This is a genomic window from Thermoactinomyces sp. CICC 10523 (assembly GCF_016055105.1).
GTDB lineage: Bacteria > Bacillota > Bacilli > Thermoactinomycetales > Thermoactinomycetaceae > Thermoactinomyces_A > Thermoactinomyces_A daqus.
The window spans coordinates 1-13,910 of the sequence record NZ_JAECVX010000010.1 but is presented as its reverse complement, the minus strand read 5'-3'; the positions used below and the strand labels follow the sequence as shown (position 1 = coordinate 13,910).

Genomic DNA, 13,910 nt, shown 5'->3' with positions numbered 1-13,910 from the left:
TATTCAAATGGAACGAGTCCCGTTAAAAGCGGGACTTTTCTTCTTTTACAGGGTATGAAGAGCATCGAGGACATCATCATGGCGAATGCAAGTAAACATGGGAACATCGCGCAGAGTATACCGGCTGGCTTCCGTTTCGCGCAATTCCTGCACGAGATTGAGGAAGTCTTTGGGATCATCGGTTTCAAACGCGACAACGAATTCCTGGTCGTCGATTCCGAAGCTGTAAGTCGTGTTTAATTTGACAGACGGATACTTGCTTCCCACCTGGATATGCTCATCCATCATTCCTTGGCGGGCAGGGAATGAAAGTTGGTACCAGTCACGGGTTTTTACAAACGGATATATGAAGAGATATTTACTTCGCCCCGGAATGATATGCGTGCGCGGGTTTTGGTGTTCCGGATCCATCTTATCAACATAGACGCTGCGTTTGGTCAGGGACAGATAAGAGTAAGTAATCTCCAAATATTTGCCAAGACCTGTTTTCATAAGTTCGCTCGTCATTTTTTGGAATGTTTCCAGGTCATTGGCGATTCTCCACAGCATGAGTTCCGCATCGGAACGGATTCCGACAAGGGAATAGCTGAGGACAAAGGTTCCCGGCTTGCCCTGATATTCTTTCACCACCGCCGCGAATTCCTGTTTTCCTTTTTCCTGTTCGGATTCGCTCAGCCGGCGCCAGGCGGGGTCCACCTTGAAAAAGGAAAAGTTGACAAATTGGGTTGGCAGACTGGGACGGCCTTGGGCACTGCTTCCGCCGGTTTCCGTTCCGGGTCTGCCTGTAAATGATGGTCTGCCTTGTGGACGCATGAAGTGCTTCCTCCTTTACTTCGATTCTTTTTTATTGTAGCGGAAAGAGAAGAGAAGAAGCAAACAGGGGAAGATGCCGAGAGATCCTATTCATTAAATTGCCATGTTTCTGTCCTTTTATTGACCTTGATTTCGATTTTCAGTAAAATGGGTGCGAACTTATCAGAGACGGAGGCGATGGGCAATGAATGTCGCCCAGTTGATTATCTCCATCCCGCTCTTGTTCGTGTTGTTTTTCGGGTTGGGGTTTATTCTCAATATGATTTTGAAAACCACTTGGTTGCCATTGGTGCTTTTTTTCGCCGTCGTTTTGTATGTAGGATGGGATGTGACGCATATTGTCACCCTGGTTAATGGTGTCCTCTTTTTTTCGGGGCTGGCCGGAGCGATTTCCGGTGTTTGGACAATTAAAACTCTTCGCACGAAAGGATATCGGATGTTTTAGCAGGCAAGAAGATTCAAGCGCGTTGGCCGCTGTGAGGCTATTGACAAACCCAGCAGTTTCTCCGCTGGGTTTTTATGCTAAATCGGAAAAAACTAGAGAAAAACAGGCGGAGATCACGGAGGAAAGATCCGCCGTCGGGCCCCTTGCTCCTTCTCCTGAGGAGAAGGGCGATAGAATATACAGCGCGATAGAAAGTTTCCTGAGTCAGTTCTTCCGCCGTATCCGCAATGTGACACAGGGCGAGCAAGAATTTGTACACGCTTCGGGCGTTCTTCAATGCGGTCACCCACTGCATCGCCTCCTTCAATCGGTTCTACTTATATATCCCGAAAATCAGTATTTCGTTACAGAGGAAAAAATAATTTTGACCAAAAGAGGAGAGTACTATTCCTTCCATTCAAAATCCCGCCTTTTTTGCACAGATTCCCAACATCCGAACAGCAGCAGAAATGAACGTTGCTTTTGGTTCAGAGATTTCCCGTCTCGGCCATGTTCAGACGAATCATGAAAAAGAGGAGGCCGGCCTGTAGGAGCTCACGGAAAAAGTACCGTTGGGTTTCTTGTTCCTCTTAAGTGGACGGCCGCTTGCCGTGTGTTTCACGATCCTGTCAATGGCGCGATCCCATTCCGCCGTGTACTTCACCGCGGATTGGCGAACCATCTGACAGGTGAATCTGTTCTTGTTGGCGTTTGCCTTTAAAAACGTCGGGTCCGTAAACAGTTCTTTCCCTTTGATCAGTCCGTGGCGGATGGCTTGCAAAACGATTTCGTCGAAGCTCTCCCGGAAGATGGTCGTATCGTTGAACCTGCTGCGTCGGTTCTTGCTGAATGTGGTGGTGTGAGCGACCTTGTCCGTCAAAGAAGCAGTATGCCACGTTGACCTGTATTTCTTCCACCAGGCGCCGTTCCGAGCCAAATACCCGATGAACAAACCGGGTCCATGCAAAGACGCCCGTTGTCCTCGCAGTATAATGGTCGGGTCATTTCTGCGATGAACGAAAAGTCGATGGCGGCGTCAATCTTGCGAAACCGGTGATCCTGTGGTACCAGCTCCCCGATATTGACCGATTCAATACTGCCTTGCCGATGGACGTGGATTTGAAACATACAATTCCGTCCTGATCTTTTTTGTTATCTTCTGATTTTGACCAAAAATTGCTGACCTGCTTGCCTTTGTCAGCAGTCTCTCAGCTGTGTTGGCTGCTGTTTTTTTATTGGACAGGGAAGAATATTTTTCCATATGCATGGCGAATAATAAGGGTTGAATTTGAGAAGAGGTGATTTAGATGCAATCCTTTGCCATTGCAGGAGATTGGAGACGAACCTCAACACTGGAACAATTTGCTGATGGATTAAAACGGGAAATGGAGGCTAATCATTACCAGCACGTACCGTCGGATGACCCTTTTGTCCAATTGGTGTTTAACTTCGTGAATCCTGATGAGCCGCAGCATTTTCGGCGCAACGGGAAAGGCACATTTGTCGTCACAATCGCTGAATCAGACCGTCCGGAGAATAATATCCTGTTTGCCGGCTACCCGGTCTTGGTCCGGTCCCTGGGCAATTTGCTGATTTATCTCGATCGCTCCGGCGGCAGCTTGAAAACTTATTTTGTCACGTTGGAGCAAGGTTGTTACAAGATCAAAAGGGAGGAGGGAGAAGAAGGCTATTTCCGTGAAGTATTTGAACGGCTGAAACCATTGGCCACCTCCAAGCTGGTGATCGACAATGTTTTTATTCCCGACTTGCCGGAGGAGTTATGGGAAGGAAATCAAACGACGCAAAGCATCTATCAGGCCGGCAAGAAGCTGGATTCCCTCAACCTGCTTCCCGCCCCGTTTCCAATCGACGAGCTTCTCTCCCCTAAAGAATTGCGACATATCCACCGTTTATACGGAATTGGGGGGTTGAGCTACGGGAACTTGAGCGCGCGCCATGAGGACAACTCTTTTTGGATGAGCGCGAGCGGTGTCAACAAAGCGAACCTCAAAGAAATCGGGCGGGACATCCTCCTTGTGAAACGGTACAATGACCAAAACACCGCGATGGAGATCAGTGTTCCTCCGCATGTAACCCCGAAGCGTGCCTCGGTTGATGCGATTGAACACTGGATGATTTATTCAGAGCATCCCGAGGTTGGAGCAATCGTCCATGTTCACGCTTGGATGGAGGGAGTGCCGTCGACGGAGATTAACTACCCTTGCGGAACCGTCCAGTTGGCGGAGGCGGTGGCCGGACTGATCCGTCAGGCAGAAGATCCGTCACGCGCTGTCGTGGGGTTGAGAAATCACGGGCTTACCATCACGGGGCGGAATTTGGAGGATATTTTTGAGCGGATCGAAGGGAAAATCATTCCACAAGTTCCCATGAGCTGAGGGGAGGATTGCATGAACAAACGGTTTGTGCTCGTTACCGGGGCTTCGAGCGGAATCGGGGAAGCCATCGCCAAGCAGCTGGTAAAACAGGGGGATTATCCCATCCTGGTTGCCCGGAATATGGAGAAACTTCAAGCGTTAAAGCGGAAGTTAAAGGATTGTTTCATTTATGCCTGTGACGTCACCAGGGAAAATGATGTGAAACAGATGGTGGATGCGGTAATCCGGAGGTTCGGCAAAATCGATGTGCTGATCAACAATGCAGGAGTGGGTGAATTTGGCGGGACACTGGACATCCCTCTCTCCGATTACGAGAAGATGATTGACACCAATTATTTGGGCGCTGTCCGCCTCACTGCCCACCTTTTGCCGCAGATGCTGCTGGCCGGGGGCGGGCGCATTATTAACATTGCATCAATGGCCGGCCTTACGGGTATCCCGAATCTGGCCGGTTACTGCGCTTCCAAATTTGCTTTGCTGGGGTTTTCTGAGTCGCTCAGGATGGAGTATTCCCCGGTGATCCGGGTGGGAGTGCTCTGTCCGGGACCGGTGTTGACCCCTTTTTTCGGGGAAAAGGATCCTGCCGCCTGTTTTCCTCCATTTATCGCCAAAAAAATGCTGGATGCCGATACAGTTGCCCGTTATGCCGTGCGCCTGATAGAGCGTCCGCGGGTTCTCGTCATTCCGCGTTCCCTCAGATGGGCATTGCGGTTGCGTCAGCTTTGTCCTGAACTGTATCTTTTTGTCACAAGAAGGTTATATGGTTCGTGGATGGGAAAAGGAAGAGACAAGGCAACGGCCACGATAAACGGTTGAGGTGGAATGTGCGATGTACCTGTTTGTTGTCAATGAAGTATCGGGCAAGGGGCGCGGCAGGGAAGTTTGGGCTTATGTGCAAAAGCGGCTCCAAGAGATGAGAGTCCCGCATGAAGCTGTGTGTACAGAAGGGCCTGGCCATGCAGAAGAGATTGCCAGGGACGCGCGAGAGGGAAAAATGTTCAAGGCAATTATTGCTGTCGGCGGGGATGGAACCGTTAACGAAGTGGGGAACGGCGTGATTGGCAGTGATTTGCCGATCGGGTACATTCCTGCCGGAACTGGCAATGATTTTGCCTTGGCTCATCGCATTCCCCTCGACCCGGAATGGGCATTGGAGCGGATTTTGCGCCATCAGGTTTACCAGGTCGATACCGGGATGTTGAAAGAGCGCCATATGATCGGCTTTATGGGGATCGGATTTGACGCGAAGGTGGCAGAAGCGGTCAATATGTCGCAGCGCAAAAGATGGCTGGGGCGGCTTACCTACGGGATTGAGGCGATCAAAACATTAAAATCGTTTAAACCGCAACCGGCGGTGATCACCGTAGACGGACGGCGGTATGAATACGACGGGGTATGGCTGGTGGCGGTCGCCAATATTCCCAACTACGCAGGCGGGATTCGCATTTGTCCTCATGCGCAGATGAACGACGGGCTTTTGGATCTTTGCTGTGTGCGGAACCTGACCCCCGGGCAGTTTTTGCGCGTTTTCCCTTCCGCCTATCGCGGCAAACACATTCATCATCCTTCTGTTGTTTTTCACAGCGGGCGGGAGATCACCATTGAAACGGATGCCCCCTTTATCGCCCATGTGGACGGTGAGGTGCTTGGCGGGGCTCCGGTGACGGTTCGCGTTGCACCAAAGTCACTGTCAATCCTGTAAAGGCTGCGGGGTGCCCCTTTTCTTCCTTTGTGAAGATGGTTCAGGGGTGCCCCGCTCTCGGGTTTGCTGAAATTTTCATCTTTGCGGTTATTCTCCGGTTTGCGGGGGGAAATGTTCCGGGTAGAGAATATGGGCGAGGTGTTTGATTCCGGTTAAAATGCGTGGGGAAGGGCGGCAATACCAGCCTTCTTCCAAGATGTATATATTTTTTTCGTTTGCCAAAGGGTGTCCTTGCCAGCCGGGCCGGGAACAGATGAGGTTTTTTTTGACGCGCCGGATGGGAATGCCTGTCCAAACGATCAGCGCCAGATCGGGATCTTTTTTCAGCACATCGTCCCAATCGGTCTGCACGCTGTCCTGGGGAACCTCGCCGTATACATTGACAGCTCCGACCAGCTGGCTGATTTCTGTCAACCAGTTTTTCGCCCCGGGGGTGAATACGGGTTTGGGCCACCACTCCCAATAAAGGCGAATCGGTTTCTCCTGATGCGGAATCTTTTGCTTAATCGCTTCAATCTCCTGTAAAAATCGTTCAGCAGCTCTTTCTCCGGCTTTTTTTCTTCCGATCGCTTCGCCAAGAGTTTTCAAATCACCGGCAATCCCCGCGAGCGTTTTTGGATTTAAAATGATGTGGGGAATCCGCTCCTGTTTCAGCCGTTCAATATTTTTTTCCATGCCTGGAACACTCAGAGAAGCGATGACCAAATCTGGTTGAAATAATTTTACTTTTTCAATATCAATATCCAGATCGGGGCCGACTCTGGGCAAATCCTGCCAGTGGGGCGGCCAGTCTGAATAATTGTCCACAGCTGCCAGCTCATCCGTCACGCCGAGGAAGTACAGCAACTCCGTGTTGCTCGGGCAAATGGAGACGATTCGCAATTTGATGATCCCTCCGTCTCTGTGCTAATACCAGATCCAATACATCAGCAGGGCGAACAAAATGCCAAACCAAGCCCCGATAAATACTTCAATCGGTTGATGTCCCAGGATTTCCTTTAAACGGATGCGCGCTTCGGGCGAAGGTTTGTTTTTGTTGAGATGGCGCAATTCCGTTAACAGGGCGGAAAAATCATCGACTAACTGGTTTAACACTTGGGCGTGCATGCCTGCCTGACGGCGGACCCCGGTCGCATCATACATCACAATAATCCCGACGATGGTGGCGATGGCAAAATCGGGTGAATTAAATCCCTGGCTCAGGCCGATCGAAGTTGCCAGTGAAGTGACGGCAGAAGTATGGGCGCTCGGCATTCCGCCGGAATTGATCAGCCAGCCCCAATTCCATTTGCGCGTAATAAAAAAATTCCAGGGAACCTTAATCAACTGGGCGAGAGAAATAGCAATTAATGAAGTCCAGAGAGGAAAATTTGCCAGAATTTTATCCAGCATCAATGGATGGACACCCTTTCATTCAAGTCGTTTGCTTGATCCAGGCAGGGGACTGCCTTTTATCTTTATTATTTTCTCCTGTGTGATAACGTTAAACTATTTAATTATATCCTATTGTAATCTTGTTTTAAAAGACAAAAACGCGAAAGTGACCGATCCGGAGATTAAAGTTTTTATATATGCTTTAATGCAAGGAAGCGGATTTGCTTTTCGGCTGAATTTGCAACAGCCGTATTAAAACGGATCAGAATGGGTTTTTGGGAGTACGGAATTCAACAGTGGGAATACAGCCGCAAGTTAATTTTAATTAAAAATAAAATAACTCAAAAGTCTTGTGAAAAATCAGGTTCGGATGGTAGAATTTTATTAACTTTTAAAATGGTGATAGGGAGATAGGAAGATATGTGGGATCATTTGCCGGACCCATTACCGTTCTTCTATGATTTGGAATGCCCGGAATGCAAAAAGCGGTTTCGATTGACGGAAAAGGACCCGATTCTGATGGAATTGATTTGTCCGAATTGCGGGCATCAGTGCCCGATAAATGATTTTGTTACTCAGGATGCAATCCTGTACGAACTTACCCTTGCCCGCAAAAAGTTGGAAAAAGCGTTTTTTCAGGCGCAACGGACCGGCATGAAAAAGGATGGAAAGAATCAGGAAGGCTGATCCCGGAAAAAATTGGCCGAGGGGTTGTCAAATGCACATAGTTATGATATATTGTCTCTTGTCGTTATAATTTGCCGAAGTGGCGGAATTGGCAGACGCGCACGACTCAAAATCGTGTTCCCAAAAGGAGTGTGGGTTCGAGTCCCACCTTCGGCACCAACCTCTTGCTGGGGTGGCGGAATAGGCAGACGCACAGGACTTAAAATCCTGCGGTAGGTGACTACCGTGTCGGTTCAAGTCCGACCCTCAGCACCAAGCATGCGGAAGGCCTTGCCCGGAAGGAGCAGGGTCTTTTTTTGTGATAAGTGCGTTGCGATTTGGGCTTGGTTTCCCTTTCTCCCTCCTGATCCTCCCGGCAATTCCTCAATCTTTGCCTCTCTGAAGTCAAATAAAGGAAAGTGGTGTATAATAACGGAGGAGGGGTTGCGATGAAATCTCCGGCTTATGAGACAAATACCCGTTATTCCTACCGGGATTATTTAAGTTGGGATCCGGATGAGCGCTGGGAATTGATCGATGGTCTCCCGTATAACATGACTCCGGCCCCCTCATCGAAACACCAAGAGATTTTGGGCAATATCTTCGTTCTCTTTTACCAGTATTTGAGCGGAAAACGGTGCAAGGTTTACTTGGCTCCGTTTGAGGTGCGCCTTTCGGAGAAAGAGGAGGATGAGCACACCTTTAACGTTGTGCAACCGGATTTGTCCATTATCTGTGATCCGCGGAAAATCGATGAGCGCGGGTGCAAAGGCAGCCCGGATCTGATTGTGGAAGTGCTCTCGCCGGGTATCGCCGCGAAGCGCGACAAAACCGACAAATTTGAGCTTTATCAAAAATATAAGATCAAAGAATACTGGATTGTTGACCCGTTTAATGAAAATGTGGAAGTTTTTCTGCTCGAGAATAACCGTTTTGCCAACCGCCAGGTTTATGTCAAGGGCGATGTTTTTACGGTCAGCATTTTCAGCGATCTCTTAATTGATCTGAACCGGATCTTTAAAGACGAGTCTTTCGAATAATCGGGAGGCTATTTTTTTTGCATAAAAACATGAGCCAATAAACCGTTTGTTGACGGAGGCATGATCAAGTATCCCGGATTCCCCGGGGCGGATTATTTATGTAAAAAGGGTTGCTGACCTGAACGAGGGCAAGGGACTGGAGGCGTCAGGATCAGCAACCTGTTTGTTTGTTATTTACAATGGCACTTGTGATGACGGTGACGGTGGTGGTGGCGACGGCGCGGGCAACAGATCAAGAAGCATCGACGGCGTCTTCTTCTTCTGCAGCACATACCCATCACCTCCTTTCAAACGGGGTAAGAACCTGGATAAAAGATTGAAGATCTATGAGAAGGAGTAAAGAGGGGAGTGCATCGGAGAAGAGATGATCAGAATCTATCATATTATATGAACGGGGAGAAGATAGAGTAACGGACAAGTTGCTCAGTTTGGCACAAACAGGCTGAATCGGCGAAAAATTATGCATAAATGGACTGTGTTTGATTAATTTTTAATAATATTACCATTTTCGCTTGCCATTTGTTTTAAAAAGGTGTATTTTATTATAAAGCCAGTCGGAATACACGGGATTTAGTCGAGTAATATTCCGACTCCTTGTAAAACTTTATTTACATAGAGGAGGTCTTGTCTATGGCTGATCTGGACGCCAATGTTCTTGTGACCACTGAGTGGGTAGCGGAGCACAAAGATGATCAAAATGTGCGTTTGGTAGAAGTTGATGTGGATACAACGGCTTATGATACAGGGCATATCGAAGGGGCGATCGCCTGGAACTGGACGACACAATTGAACGACCAAGTACGCCGGGATATTCTTACCCCTGAGCAATTGGCGGAACTGTTGGGAAAATCCGGCATTACCCCTGATACGGAAATCATTCTTTACGGTGATAACAATAACTGGTTTGCAGCTTATGCTTATTGGCAACTGAAAATTTTTGGTCATAATAAAGTGAAATTGATGAACGGCGGACGCAAAAAGTGGGAATTGGAAGGACGCCCGTTTGTTAAAGAGGTGCCGTCAGTAACGGCAGTGCAATATCCGGTCAAAACGGCTGATCAGTCGATTCGTGCTCTCTATCAGGATGTGAGATCGGCCATTGGCAGCGATTCCACTGTACTGGTTGACGTTCGCAGCCCGCAGGAATTCAGCGGTGAAGTAATCGCACCCCCGGGCATGACGGAAACGGCCCAACGCGGAGGACACGTACCGGGAGCCGTGAACATCCCCTGGGCAAAAGCGACCAATGAAGACGGTACCTTCAAATCCCTTGATGAGCTGAAAGAACTTTATAACTCGCTTGGTGTTACTCCGGACAAAAACGTGATCACCTATTGCCGGATCGGCGAACGTTCGGCACATACCTGGTTCGTCCTGCGCGAATTGCTCGGCTTCAAAAATGTCCGCAACTATGACGGCTCCTGGACCGAATGGGGCAGCATGGTCGGAAACCCGATCGAGCGGTAAACAATGAAACTGGAACCTCAATCCATTGCAGGCGAACCGATTTTACGGCAATTATATGCGACGGTCTTCACGGGGACGAAATTGGAAAAACTTCCCCTGTTTTTCGATGCCAAGGTGCTCGATCATTATCGGCAAAATCCTAATTTCCAAATCATTCGGACGGATACTTCCGGAAGATTAAAGAAAACCGGGGGCTGGTCACTCGATTTCGGCATCAGCGGCGAGGGCGATTCCATTATCCAAGTCGCGCTGGAGAGTTTGGCCGGACGCCTTCCGGAGTCGGAACATGAGCATTGGCTTTCCCATGTCATAACGCTTCCCCTCAGCAGCAACTATGTAAAAGGATTAATTCGGCCCGGTTGCCTGGATGATGGTCCGATCCGGCCGTGGTAACAGGCAAAAACCGTCCGGTTCAGCGGAACATGCCGCTCGAGCCGGACGGTTTTTTAGGATGAACGCAGAAAAGTATGCTGGTTTTTATAGAAAAATACGGCTTTTTGCCGACACCGAATTGCAGCGAAGGGTTCGGGTTATCCGCATGTAACAGTCGGGCCGCGGAAAGTGATGTTACAGCAGAATTAGGATGTTTTGCACAACGGTTAAAAGGGGATTTTCTCCTTGTCCGCAGCATTGCCTGTGGCTACGTCGGGATGAGTGGGGAAAATCGGAGACCCGGGAGGGAACCAGGATGAAAAGAGCATTGGAAAAAAGAGAGATTCCGAGGATCGGTGCCGCGGTCACCTTTTTGGGCTTTGGCGCTTTGGAAATCGGACGGGACTGGGGATTGGGAGACGGCAGGGAGAGGCAAAAGCCTGACGACAGACAAGCGGAAAAAGTACTGCATGCGGTGCTTGATGCCGGCATCAATCTCATCGATACAGCCAGCGCGTACCACCGGAGTGAAGAGCGGATCGGCAAGTTTTTGTCCTCCCGCCGCCATGAATTTATTCTCGCCACCAAATGCGGAGAACACAGCAAAGAACCGGACACCTACTACGATTTTTCCTACCGCGCCGTCAAAGAGTCGATTGACCGCAGTCTCAAGCAGTTGCAAACCGATGTGATCGACATTATGCAAATCCATTTTGGACCTGACCCCGAACGGGTAATTGATGAGGGGGAAACGCTGGCCGCGATGAAGGATGCGCAGAGGGAAGGAAAGATCCGTTACCTCGGTGCCTCGATCGACGGGGAATTGGCCACGCGGTTAATCGAATCGGGCGAATTTGACGTAATGCAAATGGGATATAATCTTCTTGATCAAACCAACGAAAAAAACATTGCCCTTTGCCGTGAAAAAGGAATTGGCGTCTTCATCCGTTCCGGCCTGGCCGCCGGCCTCCTGTCCGCCCGTGTCCTGCCTCATCTGAACGAGCAATTCAAGCATAAGAAGAAAGTGCTCGCCCTGCTGGAACTCGTCGGCGGAAACGGTGACCAACTGACGGCTCTCGCTCTGCAATTCCTCTATCGGAATCCGGGTATCAGCTCGATCCTGGTCGGCAGCAAACGACCGGAGCGAATCGGGCAAAACATCGCATTATTGCAACAGGAGATTTCCGATCATTTGCTGGAAAAAGCGCTGGAGATCGTAAACGATTAAAATTAGCGAAGAACCGGCCCATAAAGAGTTAGAGGCCGGTTCTTTGTGCTGAGGGATGAGCTTTGGGGGTGTAAGAAATAGCAGAACTAATCGATTGGTTTAATCGTTGGTTTTTTTGCAGGAATTTGAATTTTGTAAATATATGATTAAAAATTTACTTTTATTTCTTGGAGACTTTTCTATATTTAAAATTGAACGCATTAGCATTAGGATCAAGAGGCTCAATTTTCCCTTGTTTTCTTAATCGTTGGAATGCCCTTTTTACTTTGTTCTCCGAGTTCTCTCCTGTCAAGTTTCGGATGATTTTGTTCGTTACAAACGAATGGTTTTCTAGATATTCCATAATCTGATCTTCGATTGAAGCAAGTTTTTGATGTTTTAATGTAACAACTACAGAATTTTCTAATTCCTCGATTTCCGGAGCCACAAGACCTGCTTTCATCATTGCATTCTTTGCAGTATTTAAACCTTCTCCAATATCATAATTAACTGGATCAGGTAGGTTATGGAGCAATCGGACAATATTAGGATTGCGTGCATATCGCTCATCCATAATATTTTCTTTTGTAATATAACCTGGTAGTTTTCCAGGACTTTGAATTTCTACTCGATTGTCGTAAATCCTAACATGAATGTCATCATTTAAACTATAGTCCCGATGAATAACAGCGTTTACAAGAATCTCTTTTAATGCTTCGTAAGGATAATTTAATTTAATTAAATTATCTCCAACTTGATATGTAGCATCCTTTATAAAATTTTGAACGCACTCTATTGCTTTCTTTATTTGTTGCTCGATAGGACCGTTTATAGTAATAGGTTTTCCTTCTAAATATTCTCTTTTGTATTCTGTATCTGTTGTTCTCAAACGATATACCTTTATGGCGCATCTTGTATCTAGTGATGCTTGTGGTTCCTCATCGAACAATAAGATACAACCTACATTAGGATGGTAAGAACCATTTTCGCTTCTTTGTACTAATTTCTGCTTTCTTAGAAACTTCTCTTCGCTGAGAGAAGTTTCAACTCTTTTCATATAATCAGATAGATATCTTGATGTGATGATATCGTCGATTTCTACTTCCTGAATAGAAACTTTTTCGTAATTGTAATGCCCTTTTGAATACGAGAGTTTTATAATTTTCTCACCTTTTATTTTTTTTGAACTGGCGTTCAAACGGATATAGCACTCTTCATTTGCTGTATAATGTACTCGTGGGCTTTTAGGAATCAGCAGATGTAAAACAAAACCATATTTTCCGAAATCAAGAAATTCGATATCGACATTTTCTACACTTGGTTTGGTTGTTTCCATTAAAGTTGAAATAATATCGTTAGCATCTTCGATGTTTTTAAAGCCAATGATTCTTTCTCTAGTAGATTTCTTATCCTCTATTCCTATATAAATCTCACCTCCGTCTGCATTTGCAAATGCAACAAAATGTTTTTGAAGATCAGATGGTTTTATGCGAATACTTTTTATTTCGTGGAAATGATCTTCTTGTAATTCAAGTAATTTCTTTTTTTCTTTGGATGTTATCTTTCGGATTTCCAATATTGAGTTCCACCTTTCATCAAAATCATCTTATAAAATTGATAATAGTGAACTGATCAAAGTTAAGTCCGTATAATTGTATAAAAATGGCAGCTGCGAAAAATAATTGAGCCATGGTGAAATTCCTCGGTTAGAATAGTAGTTGGCAAACATTCCCAAACAAGGAGGGTTTCACAATGGCTCAATACCAGATTACCATAGATTCAGAGATTTTGCATCACCTGTTTTTGAAAGATTCAAAAGATGATGGAGTGGCCAAATTGCTGGAATCAGTTCTGAACCAGATCTTGAAGGCTCAAGTGACAGAACACTTGTCTGCGGAGCCGTATGAGCGTACAGAGGAACGCCAAGGCTACCGGAACGGCTTTTATCCCCATAAACTAACCACCCGTGTAGGAGCGATCACGCTTCGTGTGCCTCGTATCCGGGGCGGAAAGTTTTCGACTGAGCTGTTTGCCCGCTATCAGAGAAGCGAGCAAGCTTTGGTCTTGGCTTTGATGGAGATGGTGGTCAATGGCGTCTCGACCCGTAAGGTGGCCAAAGTTACAGAAGAGCTGTGCGGTACCGAGCTTTCTAAATCAACGGTTTCAGACCTGTGTAAACAACTGGACCCGATCGTGACCACTTGGAACGCTCGTCCCTTGCAGGACGAGCGGTACCCCTTCCTCATCGTCGATGCCATGGTACTCAAAGTCCGTGAGGAGGGGCGTGTGCGGGCCAGGGGCGCTCTCATGGCTATTGGCGTCAACCAGGAAGGACACCGGGAGGTTCTTGGCTTGATGCTGGGGGACAGTGAGTCTGAAGCCAGTTGGAACGAGTTTTTCAGCTGGTTGAAAAGCCGCGGGCTTTGTGGGGTGGATCTGGTGGTTTCAG

Annotated in this window: 16 protein-coding genes and 2 tRNA genes; 12 read left to right on the top strand and 6 right to left on the bottom strand. The window is 47.5% G+C overall.

Annotated elements, in window-relative coordinates; translation table 11 throughout:
- Positions 1 to 45: 45 nt before the first annotated feature.
- The gene (locus I8U19_RS12475; RefSeq protein ID WP_033099461.1) at positions 46 to 813 is read right to left on the bottom strand and encodes a chlorite dismutase family protein; all 768 of its coding nucleotides are present in this window, start codon (positions 811 to 813) and stop codon (positions 46 to 48) included.
- Between the two features lie 184 nt (positions 814 to 997).
- Here I8U19_RS12475 and I8U19_RS12470 point away from each other — a divergent pair, with 184 nt between their 5' ends.
- A complete protein-coding gene (locus tag I8U19_RS12470; protein WP_033099460.1) occupies positions 998 to 1,258 on the top strand; it encodes a YuiB family protein in 261 nt (86 codons plus the stop codon).
- A gap of 502 nt (positions 1,259 to 1,760) precedes the next feature.
- Here I8U19_RS12470 and I8U19_RS12465 read toward each other — a convergent pair.
- Together I8U19_RS12465 and I8U19_RS17880 are read right to left on the bottom strand one after the other, a co-directional pair.
- Complete coding sequence (locus tag I8U19_RS12465; protein WP_152568457.1) at positions 1,761 to 2,204, bottom strand: hypothetical protein; 444 nt, start codon at positions 2,202 to 2,204, stop codon at positions 1,761 to 1,763.
- The gene (locus tag I8U19_RS17880) at positions 2,114 to 2,365 is read right to left on the bottom strand and encodes a transposase (RefSeq protein ID WP_198059481.1); all 252 of its coding nucleotides are present in this window, start codon (positions 2,363 to 2,365) and stop codon (positions 2,114 to 2,116) included. The genes I8U19_RS12465 and I8U19_RS17880 overlap by 91 nt, the downstream gene beginning before the upstream one ends.
- Before the next feature lie 179 nt (positions 2,366 to 2,544).
- Here I8U19_RS17880 and I8U19_RS12460 point away from each other — a divergent pair, with 179 nt between their 5' ends.
- The 3 genes from I8U19_RS12460 to I8U19_RS12450 are packed head-to-tail and all read left to right on the top strand — an operon-like array spanning position 2,545 to position 5,335.
- Positions 2,545 to 3,633: a class II aldolase/adducin family protein gene (locus I8U19_RS12460; protein WP_033099456.1), complete on the top strand. Its 1,089-nt coding sequence runs from the start codon at positions 2,545 to 2,547 to the stop codon at positions 3,631 to 3,633.
- 12 nt (positions 3,634 to 3,645) lie between these two features.
- Entirely contained in the window at positions 3,646 to 4,449 is an 804-nt protein-coding gene (locus I8U19_RS12455; RefSeq protein WP_052153922.1) for an SDR family NAD(P)-dependent oxidoreductase, read from the top strand.
- Between the two features lie 13 nt (positions 4,450 to 4,462).
- The gene (locus I8U19_RS12450; RefSeq protein WP_198056041.1) at positions 4,463 to 5,335 is read left to right on the top strand and encodes a diacylglycerol/lipid kinase family protein; all 873 of its coding nucleotides are present in this window, start codon (positions 4,463 to 4,465) and stop codon (positions 5,333 to 5,335) included.
- Between the two features lie 87 nt (positions 5,336 to 5,422).
- On the opposite strand, the gene I8U19_RS12445 is transcribed toward I8U19_RS12450, so the two are convergent.
- The gene (locus I8U19_RS12445; protein WP_198056040.1) at positions 5,423 to 6,217 is read right to left on the bottom strand and encodes a cobalamin-binding protein; all 795 of its coding nucleotides are present in this window, start codon (positions 6,215 to 6,217) and stop codon (positions 5,423 to 5,425) included.
- Positions 6,218 to 6,241: 24 nt separating this feature from the next.
- Entirely contained in the window at positions 6,242 to 6,727 is a 486-nt protein-coding gene (locus I8U19_RS12440; protein ID WP_198056102.1) for a divergent PAP2 family protein, read from the bottom strand.
- A 402-nt stretch (positions 6,728 to 7,129) separates the two neighbouring features.
- On the opposite strand from I8U19_RS12440, the gene I8U19_RS12435 reads away from it, so the two are divergent.
- From I8U19_RS12435 to I8U19_RS12405, 7 genes are all read left to right on the top strand, one after another.
- On the top strand, positions 7,130 to 7,396 hold the full coding sequence (locus I8U19_RS12435; RefSeq protein ID WP_033099453.1) for a hypothetical protein: 267 nt from the start codon (positions 7,130 to 7,132) through the stop codon (positions 7,394 to 7,396).
- Positions 7,397 to 7,469: 73 nt separating this feature from the next.
- A tRNA-Leu gene (locus I8U19_RS12430) sits at positions 7,470 to 7,555 on the top strand.
- A 7-nt stretch (positions 7,556 to 7,562) separates the two neighbouring features.
- Positions 7,563 to 7,651: transfer RNA gene (locus I8U19_RS12425), tRNA-Leu, on the top strand.
- Between the two features lie 173 nt (positions 7,652 to 7,824).
- Positions 7,825 to 8,415, top strand: coding sequence for a Uma2 family endonuclease (locus tag I8U19_RS12420; RefSeq protein WP_198056039.1), 591 nt, complete (start codon positions 7,825 to 7,827; stop codon positions 8,413 to 8,415).
- A gap of 630 nt (positions 8,416 to 9,045) precedes the next feature.
- Positions 9,046 to 9,882, top strand: coding sequence for a sulfurtransferase (locus I8U19_RS12415; protein WP_198056038.1), 837 nt, complete (start codon positions 9,046 to 9,048; stop codon positions 9,880 to 9,882).
- A gap of 3 nt (positions 9,883 to 9,885) precedes the next feature.
- Positions 9,886 to 10,275, top strand: a complete 390-nt coding sequence (locus tag I8U19_RS12410) for a hypothetical protein (protein WP_033099408.1) — start codon at positions 9,886 to 9,888, stop codon at positions 10,273 to 10,275.
- A 295-nt stretch (positions 10,276 to 10,570) separates the two neighbouring features.
- Positions 10,571 to 11,482 carry an aldo/keto reductase gene (locus tag I8U19_RS12405; RefSeq protein ID WP_198056037.1) on the top strand — a complete coding sequence of 304 codons (912 nt, stop codon included), beginning with the start codon at positions 10,571 to 10,573 and terminating at the stop codon, positions 11,480 to 11,482.
- Between the two features lie 160 nt (positions 11,483 to 11,642).
- On the opposite strand, the gene I8U19_RS12400 is transcribed toward I8U19_RS12405, so the two are convergent.
- On the bottom strand, positions 11,643 to 13,037 hold the full coding sequence (locus I8U19_RS12400) for an RNA-binding domain-containing protein (protein ID WP_198056036.1): 1,395 nt from the start codon (positions 13,035 to 13,037) through the stop codon (positions 11,643 to 11,645).
- Positions 13,038 to 13,213: 176 nt separating this feature from the next.
- Here I8U19_RS12400 and I8U19_RS12395 point away from each other — a divergent pair.
- Positions 13,214 to 13,910 (top strand): IS256 family transposase (locus I8U19_RS12395; RefSeq protein WP_198056035.1); only part of this gene is annotated, 697 nt, incomplete at its 3' end.

What these genes read in the sequence shown, in the direction of transcription:
- I8U19_RS12405 (WP_198056037.1), top strand. Translation starts at nt 10,571, where the DNA reads ATGAAAAGAGCATTGGAAAAAAGAGAGATTCCGAGGATCGGTGCCGCG.
- I8U19_RS12460 (WP_033099456.1), top strand. Translation starts at nt 2,545, where the DNA reads ATGCAATCCTTTGCCATTGCAGGAGATTGGAGACGAACCTCAACACTG.
- I8U19_RS12420 (WP_198056039.1), top strand. Translation starts at nt 7,825, where the DNA reads ATGAAATCTCCGGCTTATGAGACAAATACCCGTTATTCCTACCGGGAT.
- I8U19_RS12410 (WP_033099408.1), top strand. Translation starts at nt 9,886, where the DNA reads ATGAAACTGGAACCTCAATCCATTGCAGGCGAACCGATTTTACGGCAA.
- I8U19_RS12470 (WP_033099460.1), top strand. Translation starts at nt 998, where the DNA reads ATGAATGTCGCCCAGTTGATTATCTCCATCCCGCTCTTGTTCGTGTTG.
- I8U19_RS12475 (WP_033099461.1), bottom strand. Translation starts at nt 813, where the DNA reads ATGCGTCCACAAGGCAGACCATCATTTACAGGCAGACCCGGAACGGAA.
- I8U19_RS12450 (WP_198056041.1), top strand. Translation starts at nt 4,463, where the DNA reads ATGTACCTGTTTGTTGTCAATGAAGTATCGGGCAAGGGGCGCGGCAGG.
- I8U19_RS12415 (WP_198056038.1), top strand. Translation starts at nt 9,046, where the DNA reads ATGGCTGATCTGGACGCCAATGTTCTTGTGACCACTGAGTGGGTAGCG.
- I8U19_RS17880 (WP_198059481.1), bottom strand. Translation starts at nt 2,365, where the DNA reads ATGTTTCAAATCCACGTCCATCGGCAAGGCAGTATTGAATCGGTCAAT.
- I8U19_RS12440 (WP_198056102.1), bottom strand. Translation starts at nt 6,727, where the DNA reads ATGCTGGATAAAATTCTGGCAAATTTTCCTCTCTGGACTTCATTAATT.
- I8U19_RS12455 (WP_052153922.1), top strand. Translation starts at nt 3,646, where the DNA reads ATGAACAAACGGTTTGTGCTCGTTACCGGGGCTTCGAGCGGAATCGGG.
- I8U19_RS12435 (WP_033099453.1), top strand. Translation starts at nt 7,130, where the DNA reads ATGTGGGATCATTTGCCGGACCCATTACCGTTCTTCTATGATTTGGAA.